Origin of the sequence: Streptomyces sp. STR69 (assembly GCF_024519455.1) — a bacterium.
GTDB lineage: Bacteria > Actinomycetota > Actinomycetes > Streptomycetales > Streptomycetaceae > Streptomyces.
In genome coordinates this window covers 145,683-157,097 of sequence record NZ_JALJRY010000020.1, presented here as the reverse complement: position 1 = coordinate 157,097, position 11,415 = coordinate 145,683, and the positions used below count along the sequence as shown (strand labels likewise).

At 70.2% G+C, this 11,415-nt stretch carries 8 protein-coding genes; 6 read left to right on the top strand and 2 right to left on the bottom strand.

All coding sequences use genetic code 11. From position 1 onward, the window contains the following. Nucleotides 1-119 precede the first annotated feature (119 nt). From OC490_RS32895 to OC490_RS32880, 4 genes are all read left to right on the top strand, one after another. Nucleotides 120-1,121, top strand: a complete 1,002-nt coding sequence (locus OC490_RS32895) for an Lrp/AsnC ligand binding domain-containing protein (RefSeq protein ID WP_262061672.1) — start codon at nt 120-122, stop codon at nt 1,119-1,121. Nucleotides 1,122-1,268: 147 nt separating this feature from the next. After that, nucleotides 1,269-3,287: an ATP-binding protein gene (locus OC490_RS32890; protein WP_262061671.1), complete on the top strand. Its 2,019-nt coding sequence runs from the start codon at nt 1,269-1,271 to the stop codon at nt 3,285-3,287. 383 nt (nt 3,288-3,670) lie between these two features. Continuing rightward, complete coding sequence (locus OC490_RS32885; protein WP_262061670.1) at nt 3,671-3,955, top strand: hypothetical protein; 285 nt, start codon at nt 3,671-3,673, stop codon at nt 3,953-3,955. 107 nt (nt 3,956-4,062) lie between these two features. Then, nucleotides 4,063-4,830 (top strand): transglutaminase-like domain-containing protein, encoded by a 768-nt coding sequence (locus OC490_RS32880; protein ID WP_262061669.1) that lies wholly within the window; start codon nt 4,063-4,065, stop codon nt 4,828-4,830. A 15-nt stretch (nt 4,831-4,845) separates the two neighbouring features. On the opposite strand, the gene OC490_RS32875 is transcribed toward OC490_RS32880, so the two are convergent. Beyond that, the gene (locus OC490_RS32875; RefSeq protein WP_262061668.1) at nt 4,846-5,478 is read right to left on the bottom strand and encodes an isochorismatase family protein; all 633 of its coding nucleotides are present in this window, start codon (nt 5,476-5,478) and stop codon (nt 4,846-4,848) included. A gap of 97 nt (nt 5,479-5,575) precedes the next feature. Then, nucleotides 5,576-6,649 carry a pyrimidine utilization protein A gene (gene rutA, locus OC490_RS32870; RefSeq protein ID WP_262061667.1) on the bottom strand — a complete coding sequence of 358 codons (1,074 nt, stop codon included), beginning with the start codon at nt 6,647-6,649 and terminating at the stop codon, nt 5,576-5,578. A gap of 333 nt (nt 6,650-6,982) precedes the next feature. Here rutA and OC490_RS32865 point away from each other — a divergent pair, with 333 nt between their 5' ends. Both OC490_RS32865 and dacB read left to right on the top strand, forming a co-directional pair. Further along, nucleotides 6,983-9,940: a SpoIIE family protein phosphatase gene (locus tag OC490_RS32865; protein ID WP_262061666.1), complete on the top strand. Its 2,958-nt coding sequence runs from the start codon at nt 6,983-6,985 to the stop codon at nt 9,938-9,940. Nucleotides 9,941-10,081: 141 nt separating this feature from the next. Continuing rightward, nucleotides 10,082-11,401, top strand: a complete 1,320-nt coding sequence (gene dacB / locus OC490_RS32860; protein ID WP_262061665.1) for a D-alanyl-D-alanine carboxypeptidase/D-alanyl-D-alanine-endopeptidase — start codon at nt 10,082-10,084, stop codon at nt 11,399-11,401. Nucleotides 11,402-11,415: the final 14 nt, after the last annotated feature.

Genomic DNA, 11,415 nt, shown 5'->3' with positions numbered 1-11,415 from the left:
CACCGGAAGGAGACCGCCCCGCCCTGCGTGATGCCCCTGGCCTTGCCCGTCCCGGTTGCTCCGAGGCGTTTTCGTCCGGGAGTATCGATCCGGACCTGTAGGAGAGGTTGAGACCACGGATGAAGGACAGCAGATCCAGGAATTCGGCGAAAGCAAGCCAACCGCTCAACGAGACGGACAGTCGGATCGCCGCCGCGCTGCTCGCCTCCCCGCGGGCCTCGTGGCGCACGGTCGGGCGTGTCCTCGGCATCTCGGAGCGCACCGTGGTGCGTCGCGCGGCACCGCTGTTCCACGACCGGACGCTGCGCGCCACCGCCGTACGCAACCCCCTGTGGTTTCCCGATCTGATTCCGCTGGCGCTGCGCATCAAGTGCCGGCCCAACCAGATCAGTGCCATCGCCGCCACCCTGGCCCGTCGCGCCGACACCGTCTGGGTGGACGTCCTCGGCGGCGGCGACGAGATCTGCACCATCCTGTTCCTGGACGGACCGGACGCACGCAACTCGCTGCTGCTGCGCGACCTTCCCGCCACTCCCGCCGTCCAGTCGTGGACCTCGCACATCCTGCTGCGGGTCTTCCCGGCGGCCTTCGACTGGAGCGGCGGCCTGCTGACGGAGGCCGAGCTGACCAGCCTGAGGTCGGAACCCTCCGTCCCGGCCGTCCGCCAGGGTCTCCAACCCGTCGACCACACCCTGGTCACGTCCCTGATCGAGGACGGGCGGGCCTCCTACGCCAATCTCGCGCGCCGCGCCGACACCACTCCCCTCACCGCCCGGCGCCGGCTGGAGGCGCTGCTCGACAACCAGGTGCTCAGGCTCGCGACCGAGGTCGACCTGGCCAGGCTGGGCATCCGTACCGAAGCACTGCTGTGGATCAACGTCGCACCCGTCGGTCTGGAGGAGACGGGCCACAGGCTCAGCCGCCATCCACAGGTCCGCTTCGCCTCCGCCACCACCGGCGCCGCGAACCTCCTCGTGGCGGTCGCCGCCACCGATCTCGACGCGCTCTACCGCTTCGTGAGCGACACCATCGGCGCCCTCCCTCACATCTCCACCCTGGAGGTCACGCCCCTCCTGAGCGGAGTCAAGCGGACCGGTCTGGTCCGCCCCGGGAGCCTCTGAACCGACGGCGTCACGGCGGACCGGCCACGAGGCACGGAACGACCGATTGATTATCAAGCCCGATCACCTGTGACCGTTTCCCGCGAGAGGGTTTAGTGCCGTGCTCAGGCCGTGCAGGATGGGACCGTGGTAGGCAACCTCCCCGTCGTGACGACCAGCTTCGTCGGCCGCGCAAGCGAACTCGACGCAGTCGGAACGGCGTTGACGCAGCATCGGTCGGTCACTCTCACCGGTGGCGGAGGTGTGGGCAAGAGCCGGCTGGCACTGCGCGTCGCGGAGCAGGTTCGGGACCGGTACGCCGACGGGGTCTGGTGGGTCGACCTGTCGAACCTCTACGACGACCGGCTGTTCACCGCCACGGTCTGCGACGCCGTCGATCTCCTGGACCACAATCCGCGCGCTCCCGTCGAAGCACTGTGCGAGTGGCTGGCCGGCCGACAGGTGCTGCTCGTCTTCGACTGCTGCGAGCGTGTGCTGCCCGCCTGCCTCCTCCTGGTGAGCGAACTCCTCGCCTCCGCACCGGAGTTGACGGTCATGGCCACCAGCAGACAGCCCATCGGTGTCCGGGGTGAGCAGCTCGTCGAGGTGGCTCCGCTGTCGATGGACGACGGCGGTGCCAGCGACGCCGTACGCCTCTTCCGCGACCGCTGTGCCACGGCCGCCCCGGACGTGTCCCTCGACTCCCCCGCCTCCGCCGAGACCGTCGCCGCCATCTGCCACCGCCTGGACGGGATCCCGCTCGCGGTCGAACTGGCCTGCGCACGGCTGCGGGAGAACAGCCTCGGCGAGATCGCCGAGCGCCTCGCCTCACGCCTCGACACGCTCGTCGACGAGACCGCGTGGCCCCGGCGTCACCGGGCCCTTCGTACGGCGATCGGCTGGAGCCACGAACTGTGTTCTCCGCTGGAACGCCTGCTGTGGGCAAGGCTCTCCGTCTTCCGCGGCCCCCTCGACGCGGCGGACGCGCAATCCGTGTGCGCCGGCGGCCCGCTCGACGCCGATGCCGTCCCCCGGCTCCTCGACCGGCTGGCCGACCAGTCCGTGCTGCAACGGGTGGGCGTCCGCTACCGCATGCTGGACACGCTGTGCGAGTACGGCGCCATGTGGCTCGCGGAACTCGGTGAGGAACAGACACTCGTCAAACTGCACGCCGCGCACTTCGCCACCGTGCTGGAAGAGGCCGAGGCCGGCTGGCTCAGCGAACAGCAGGTCGCCTGGTACGCGCGGATCTCGGCCAGCCACAGCGACGTACGCGCGGCACTCGACCACCTCATCGAGACGGACCACGAGGCCGCCCTGGAGATGGCCGGCCGCACCGGCCTGTTCTGGCCCTGCTGCGGACACCTCCACGAATCCCGCGACTACCTCGAACGCGCCCTGGCCCTCGACACCCCCAAGGGCCCCTCCCGCACCCGCGCCCTGTGGGCCCTGGGTATCACCCTCACCCTCCAGGGCGACCACCGCAGCGCCCTGCGTATCGGGGAGGAATGCACCGCCGCCGCACACCAGGACGGTGACCCGCAGTCGGAGCTCTTCGCCGCCCACACGGTCGGCCTCACCCACCTCATGGCGGGCCGGCCCCAGGACGCGTACGACGTCTGCGACCACGCCCTGATCACCCACGGCCAGTCGCCGCCGTCGGGCGCGCCGCAACTCTGCTGCATGGTGATCCGCACCTTCGCCCACTCCGCGCTGGGCCGACTGGCCGAGGCCTACGAGGCAGCCGTCGCCCTGCGCCGCCTCAGCGTGCGGTACGGCGAGCACTGGGCGCGGTCGTACGCGTTCCACCAACTCGCCTTCATAGACCTCCTCCAGGGACGCGCGCACGACGCCGAACTCCATGCCCGGGCCATGCTCACCAGCAAGCACAACCTCAACGACAATCTCGGAATCGCCCTCGCGCTCGACCTCCTCACCGGGGCGAACGCGGTGCAGGGCAACGGCATCGCGGCAGCGCGTACGTCCGGCACCGGGAACACCTTCTGGCGCATGCTCGGCCACCCGAACCACGGCACACCCGAACTCTCCGCCGTCCGCGAGGAATGGGAGCTCCAGGCCCGCAAGGCGGTCGGGGACGACGCCTACGACAGCGCCTTCCACAAGGCCCTGAACAACGACGCCGAACAGAGCCTCGCCCTCGTGATGCAGGGCCCGCTCGCGTCCTGACCACGGACTGCACGGGACGGGCGGGGTCGGCGATGCGGGCGCGGAGCAGTTCGACGGCTGTTCGGCCGATCTCGCCGGGGTGCACCAGGCCCTCGACCGCCTCGCCGTGGGCGCCCAGGGCCGCATGGAAGGCCGCGGCGCGCTCGCGGCCGGAGAAGACGCGTTCACTGTCGCCGATGTAGGCGATGCGGCGGTGGCCGTGCCGGTGGAGGTGGTGAAAGGCCATGCCGGAGGCGTTGTCGGACATCACGCAGTCCACGGAGATGCCGCTCATCGGGCGGTCCATGGCCACCAGCGGTACGCCCGCGTCCAGTTCGGGCTGGAGGTAGGCGTGGTTCTCGCCGAACGCCTCGACGACGATGCCGTCGAGGCGCTGCCGGCACATGGAGACGTTGATGTACTCGGGCCGCGCCGACGGCGGACCGTACGACCACGCCTACATGCAGCTCTCCGGCTTCAACGGCGCACCGCTCACCGTCCGGGGCGACACCACGTTCAGCTACTGGATCCTCCCGCAGTCCCATGCCACCACCCCCTGGGTGGACGCCGGTTCCGACAACAGCACCTGCGTCGCCGTCGACCTGGTCTTCACCGACGGCAGCAACCTGAGGGACTCGGGCGCCGCGGGCGGCTACCGCGGTTACGTCGACGACCTCCACATCGGCTGACGGACGGGCAGCATACAGAGTTGAACACGTTCAACTTCTCCTTCATGATGGTCATCGCTGAAGGACACCCCTGACCGTCGGGGCCGTCCGACGAGAGGACCACGATCATGACCAGTTCGCTGCTCACACCGCGAAGGCGTTCCCGTGTCGGCACGACCGGCGGTGTGGCAGCGACGGGGAGCACGGCCCCGACGCGGATCCTCGACTGGCGGGATCCGCTCGTGGCCTCGCTGCTCGACGGGCTCGACGTGACGGCGGACGCGGACAACGCCCGACGGATCGAGACCTTGCGCCACGCCCACCGCCGGATCACCGAAGCGGTACGGCCGGTGTACTCGGTGCAGGACGAGCGGCCGGTGTCCGAGGTGCTGCGCCGGGGCCGTGGCTCGTGCAGCCAGCGGCTCGCCGTACTCGAAGCCGTGGCGCGGGCCGCCGGGGTGGCCACCCGGGTGCGCGGTCTGCTGGTGGACGGGACGTTCTGGTATCCGCGTTTTCCCCGGTTGCGCCGGATCGTCCCGGACCGGGTTCTGCTGGCCTGGCCGGAATTCCGTCTTGACGACGGGCCGTCCGCCTCCTGGCTGGCGGTGTCCGAACTCTTCGGCAGCCTTGGGGAGTTGAGCGACGGTGACGAGGCCGGATTCACCAACTCCGGCTCGGAGACGCTGTTCGAGGCGTTGTCCAGAACGGCGATCGACTGGGACGGCACGACGCTCTGCCCGACGGCGGGCGCCGGATGCGACCTCTCGGCCTACGTAGTGGCGGATCTGGGCCGCTTCGACTCACGCGACGAACTCTTCGCCCGGCACGGTCAGACCCTCTGCCCGGTGGCGAGAGTGCTGGCCGAGCCCGTCATGGGGCGGCACCGCGCGGCGTAGCAACCGGCACCCCGGTCAGCCGAACGGCTCCAGGTACTTCTGGACGCGCTCGATCGGCCAGACCTCACCGATCTTGTGCGCGATGTCGAAGAGATTCACCGCGTGGATGTCGGGATCCCGGTCGCCGACCGCCTCCTCGACCACGATCGGGACGAAACCGTGCTGCATGGCGTCCAGGGCGGTGGCGCGGACGCAGCCGCTCGTCGAGAGTCCGCCGATGAGGACCGTGTCGATACGGGCCGCGGTGAGGTGATCGGCCAGCCCGGTGCCGAAGAAGGCGCTCGGGCACTGCTTCGTCACGGTGAGTTCGTCCGCCGTCGGTGCCAGTCCGTCGATGAACTCGCCGAAGGGGCTGCCTTCCACGAACACTCGCAGGCTCGGCACCTTGCGTAAGAAGATCCCTCCGTCACTGCCGTCCGCCCTCAGCAGCACCCGCGTGACGACGACCGGAATCCCGGCCCGGCGTGCGTCGGCCAGCAGGGTCCGCATCGCGTCGACCGCCGGTTCGACGCCGGCGTAGAGCGGGCAGTCCGGGTCGACGTAGGCGCGGGCGGGGTCCACCAGGATCAGCGCCGGGGAGGTGCCGGGGCTGAGCCGCCCGTCGAGCCCGGCGCGCTCGTAGTCCTCCTGCTGGGAGCGACGGGTCATGGCGCGTCCTTCCTGTCCTGGCGGGTCCGGAGCGACGCCCGGAGCGGTCGGACAGTGGGTGTGTCCGGCTCCGGGGCCGCCTTCGCGCGGAAAGGGGTCAGCGGGACTGTGCCCGGGACTTCATCAGCGGCTGGATACGCGTACCGAAGTTCTCCAGGCCTTCGAGGAAGTCGTCGAAGACGAGCATGATGCCCTTGGTGCCCTCGACCTCGGCGACCTCGTCGAGCATCCTCGCGACGGTCTCGTACGACCCGACCAGTGTGCCCATGTTGAAGTTGACCGCGCCCTCGGGCAGCACGATGGTGCGGGCGGTGGAGGTGTCGTCGGCGGTGGTGTCGGTGGCCGATTCACCGGCCATGTACGCCAGCGCCGCGTGGTCGGCGTTGTCGTGGTAGTCCTGCCACTTGGCGCGGGCGGCCTCGTCGGTCTCGTCGGCGATGACCATGAAGAGGGAGAGCGCGCCCACGTCACGGCCGGTCTCCTCGGCCGCTTCCACGAGCGTGGCCGTGGTGCCCGACAGCGCGAGGGGGGTGTTGACACCGCTGCCGAGGATGAAGTTGTACTCGGCGTGCTCGGCGGCAAACCGGATCCCAGTGTTGCTCTGTCCGGCGGCAACGATGTCGATGTGGCCGTCCGCCGGGCGCGGGGACAGCACGCAGTCGTCCATCTCGTAGAACTCGCCCTTGAAGTTGCTGACGCCCTCGCTCCACAGCTCCTTCATCACGGTGACGTACTCGGCGGCGCGGGCGTAGCGGTTGCCGAAGTGTTCGTCGCCGGGCCACAGGTCCATCTGGGAGTACTCGCCGGGGGCCCAGCCCGTGACGATGTTGATGCCGAAGCGGCCGGGAGCGATGGAGTCGATCGTCGTGGCCATCCGCGCGACGATCGCCGGGGGCAGCACCAGGATGGGGGTGGAGGCGTACAGCTTGATCCGCTCCGTGACGGCGGCCAGGCCCGCCATCAGGGTGAACGACTCCAGGTTGTGGTCCCAGAACTCCGTCTCACCGCCGAATCCCTTGAGCTTGATCATCGACAGCGCGAAGTCGAGCCCGTGCTCCTCGGCCTTCTGCACGATGGCCTTGTTCAGCTCGAAGCTCGGGCGGTACTGGGGCGCGCTCTTCGATATGAGCCAGCCGTTGTTGCCGATGGGGATGAATACGCCGATGTCCATGCCGCTCCTCGTTGGCGGGTGGGCGGTGAGCCTGACGGTGTGACAACGTGCGGGCATGATCAAGGGGTTCCTGGACGACCACGAAGGTAGTCGTCGGTCGTTACCGCTTGCCACCCGTTCCGTGAACGCCGCACCGCCGACGGGCCCTTCCGTCGCACAGGGCGCGGGTGTCCCGGATGCCGAGTATTGTCACCCGAGGGAACATCGGCGGAACTCCGATGCAACTCGGCCTGGAGCGCTGGTTGTTGAGAGCCGTGGGCGACAGCTTGAGCCAAAGGTGGGAGTCCTGCGGAGCACCGTGTCATGTGAGGCGGGAACGGTAAAATTTACGGTATGAACGCACGTCTGGCTCTGCTCGGCACTGTGGACCCCGGCGTCACCGAGAGCGAAGTCTTCCGGCTGGCACTGCAGCACGCGGTGGGCGAGCTGGGGGCCCTCGGTGGAGCGATTCATCTGCGTGGCCCGATGTCAGCGCTGCGGCTGGTGTCGTCGACCGGTCTGCCTCCCGCCCTGACCCGCCCGTGGGAGATCATCGACCAGGAGGGCCCGACGGCCCCGGCCAGGGCGCTGCACCAGGGCAGCGGTGTGTGGGTTCCGGTGGAGCCCGCGCCCGTGAGCCGGTCCGCGGGCCAGAAGCTCTCCTGGCCCGGCACCGGCCTGGCCGCCGTGCCGGTGTCCGGCGGGGACCGCAGCATCGGCGCGCTCACGGTCCTGATGGGCGAGCAGGGTGAGCCCACACCGCGGCAGTGGGCCTTCCTCCGGGACCTGGTCGCCTGGACCGAGGAGCGCATGAGCCAGGCGCCGCCTCCCTCCGGCCCCTCCAGCACGGAGCCGGCCGGCCACCGTGACCGGCTGCGGCAGGCGCTGAAGCAGGTCAGCGTCGGTTCGTGGGACTGGGACATCCGCAGCGGCGAGCTGATCTGGGACGAGGCGGCCCTGGAGCTCTACGGCACCAGGCCCGAGGACTACACCGGCAAGATCGAGAACTGGATGCGGATCGTCCACCCCGACGACCTGGCGCCGACGCTGGACGCGGCCGGCCGGGCGATCCGCGACCACGGCGTGTACGAGGCCGAGTACCGGGTGCGCCGCCTGGACGGGACGTACGGCTGGACCCAGGCCCGGGGCCGGGCGACCTACGACGAGCACGGTGAGCCGCTCCGGATGATCGGCGTGGGCTGGGAGAGCAACGAGTCACGGTCCGCCCGGGACTCCCTCAGCCGGGCCCTGCGCCATATGAGCGACGGGTTCCTCGCCGTGGACGACGACTGGCGCATCACCTTCGCCAACCTGGAGGCGGAGCGAACGCTGGGCCTGTCCGAAGAGGAGCTGTTCGGGCGCCTCCTGTGGGAGCTGCCCACGGTACGGAACGTCCCGGGCCTGGAGGACCGCTGCCGGAAGGCCGCGGCCGAGGAGACGCCGGTCGGCTTCGACGCCCAGTTGGAGGGCACCGGCCGTCGCCACCACCTGCGGCTGGTCCCGGGGCCCGACGGAGTGACCCTCTATCTCACCGACGTCACCGAGAAACGGCAGCACGAGGAGGAGCGCAGGGCGTCCGAGCTGGCGGCGGCCCGGCGCGCGGCCCGGATCGGGGAACTGACGGCCGCCCTCGCCAAGGCGACGACCTCGCAGGACGTGGTGGCCGCGGTCGCCCGCCGGGTGCTGCCGCCGTTCGCCGCGACCGGACTTCTGGTGCAGGCCATCGAGGGCGACCGGCTGTACACCGTGGGAGCGGACGGCTACCCGGAGGAATTCCTCGGCGTTGTCGACGGCCACGCCCGGACCCCCGGCGAGCCGTCCTGGGACGTGATCGCGTCCGGGGTGCCGCTGTTCCTCTCCTCGGTCGACGAGTACTCGGCCCGCTACCCCGAGCTGGCCGCCAGACCGGCCAGGGCCGAGAAGCAGGCGTGGGCGTTCCTCCCGCTGACCGCGTCCGGCCACACCTTCGGCGTCTGCGTCGTGGCCTTCGACCACCCGCGCCGGCTCACCGACGAGGAACGCACCCTGCTCGCCACGATCTGCGCCCTGGTCGCCCAGGCACTGGAACGAGCCCGGCTCTACGACGCCGAGCACGACCGTTCCCGTGAGCTGCAGCGCAGTCTGCTTCCCCGGGCGCTTCCCGAGCTGCCGGCGTGCACCGCCGCCGCCCGTTACCTCCCGGCGGGCCAGGGCATGGACGTGGGCGGCGACTGGTACGACATCATCCCGCTGTCGGGCGGTCAGGTGGCCCTCGTGGTGGGCGATGTGATGGGCCACGGTCTGCCGGAGGCGGCGACGATGGGCCGGCTGCGTACCGCGCTGCACACCCTCGCCGATCTGGAGCTGCCGCCCGACGAGATCATGAGCCATCTGAACGACCTCGTCGCCGGGATGGGCGAGGAGTCGTACGTGACGTGTCTGTACGCGCTCTACGACTCGACGACCCAGATCTGTTCCATCGCCGCGGCCGGTCATCCGCCGCCGGCCGTGGTCCACCCGGACGGCACGGTGCACTTCCCCAAGCTGTCGGCCGACCCGCCGCTCGGCGCGGCGGAACCGCCTTTCGAGACGGTGGAGTTGAAGGTGCCGGAGGGAAGTCTGCTGGTCCTCTACACCGACGGTCTGGTGGAGTCGTCGAAGCGTGAGATGGACGAGGGCATGGCGGATCTGGCGCGGCTGCTGAGCGCGGCGCACAGGTCCGGCGGGGAGGCGGACCTGGGGCGAGCGGGCCTGGAGCGGCTGTGCGACACCCTCACGGCGGGTCTGCTCCCCGCCGAGCATCCGACGGCCGACGACGCCGCGCTGCTCGTCGCCCGGCTGCACGCCCTGACCCCCGACAAGATCGCGTCCTGGTCGCTGCCCGAGGATCCGCGAGCGGCCGGTCAGGCCCGCCGTCATGTGCGGGAGCAGCTGAGCACCTGGGGACTGGAGGATCTGGCCCCGACCACGGAACTCCTGGCCAGCGAGCTGGTGGGCAATGTGGTGCGGCATGCGAAGGGCCCGGTCAGCCTGCGCCTCCTGCACGGCGCCGAGCTGATCTGCGAGGTCTTCGACGGCAGTCTGACGATGCCGCGTATCCGCCGCGCCACGGACACCGACGAGGGCGGGCGCGGCCTGCAGCTGATCACCGCTCTCACCCAGCGCTGGGGCACGCGCTATACATCGACGGGCAAGTGCATCTGGACGGAGCAGGCGCTGACCGCCTCGGGCGCCCGGCAGGAACTGCCGGACGACGCCTTGGAGTTGATGTTCCCGAGCCTGGAGGGCTTCACCGGGGACCTCGACGCGCTGCCCTTCGGGGACGACGACTGACGGCACCGTCGTAAATCGGCCAGGCTCCTGCTCTTCACAACGTACCCATGGGTAACGTGAGTTGGAGCTGTTACTTTCCCCTTTCAAGATCCCCGGATCTTTCGTACGCCCCCACTCACACCCCCCTGCACCGAGGCGGCCATGCCCAACTCCCCCTCCACCGACCACGCGAGCGGACGCCACCGCAAGAGCAGAACGGTCAGTCCGATGTTCCGCCGGGTCGCCGTCATCGCGGTGACCGCCCCCGTCGCCGGGACGATCCTGTTCGGCACGTCCGCGTTCGCCGCCGGGCGGACCGCCGCCACGCTCGACCCCTCCGAGCAGAAGATCGCGACCAACCTCGACACCCGCATCCAGGACACCCGGCTCGGCACCACGCTCAGCGGGGTGGTCATCGACGCGCAGTCCAACAACGTCGTGTGGGGCCATGACGCGACCACCGCGCTGATGCCGGCGTCCAACACCAAGCTCGGCACCTCGACGGCCGCGCTCACGGTCCTCGGCCCCGATCACCGCTTCACCACGAAGGTCGTCTACGACGCCGGTACGCTCACCCTGGTCGGGGGCGGGGACCGCACCCTGACCTCCGCCGACCTCGGCGCGATGGTCACGACCGTCGTCGCGGGTCTGAAGAGCGCGGGCCTGACCTCGGTGAAGGTCCAGGTGGACGACAGCCTCTTCCCCCAGCCCTCGCTCGCCGTCGGCTGGAACGACGGCTACTACCCCGACTCCATCGCTCCCGTACGGGCGTTGGTGGTCGACGGCCACCACGTCACGGACACGTCCCTGGACGCCGGCCAGACCTTCGCGAAGCTCCTCGCCGCGCAAGGTGTCACGGTCACCGGCAGTGTCGTCCACGGCGTGGCGGGCACCGGAGCCGTCCCCGTGGCGGAGCACCGGTCCGCGGCGCTGTCGGCCATCGTGGAGCACATGCTCAAGGTGAGTGACAACGATATCGCCGAGACCCTGCTCCGGATGACGGCGCTCGCCTCGGGCCGCCCGGCCACCTTCGAGGACGGCACGGCGGTCGTTCGCCAGGTCCTCACGCAGTACGGCATCTCGCTGGCCAACTTCGAGATCCACGACGGCAGCGGGCTGTCCCGCTCCAACCGCATCCCGGCGCAGACCATCGCCGACATCCTCGACCTGGCCGACGACCCGGCCAACGCCCCGACGCTGAAGTACATCGTGGACGGACTGCCCGTCGCGGGCGAGGCCGGCTCGACGCTGGGACCCGAGTGGGGCCGGTTCGACACCGCCGACTCCCAGTGCGCGGTCGGCAAGGTGATGGCCAAGACGGGCACGCTCACCGGTGCGATCGCGCTGAGCGGACTGACCAAGGCGGCGGACGGGAACTGGAAGGTCTTCTCCTTCATCGAGAACAACTCCACCGCCGACCCCGCCGCCACGAAGGACGCCCTCGACGGCCTCGCCGCCACCGTCAACGGCTGCTGGGCGTAGGTAAGTTCAGGGCG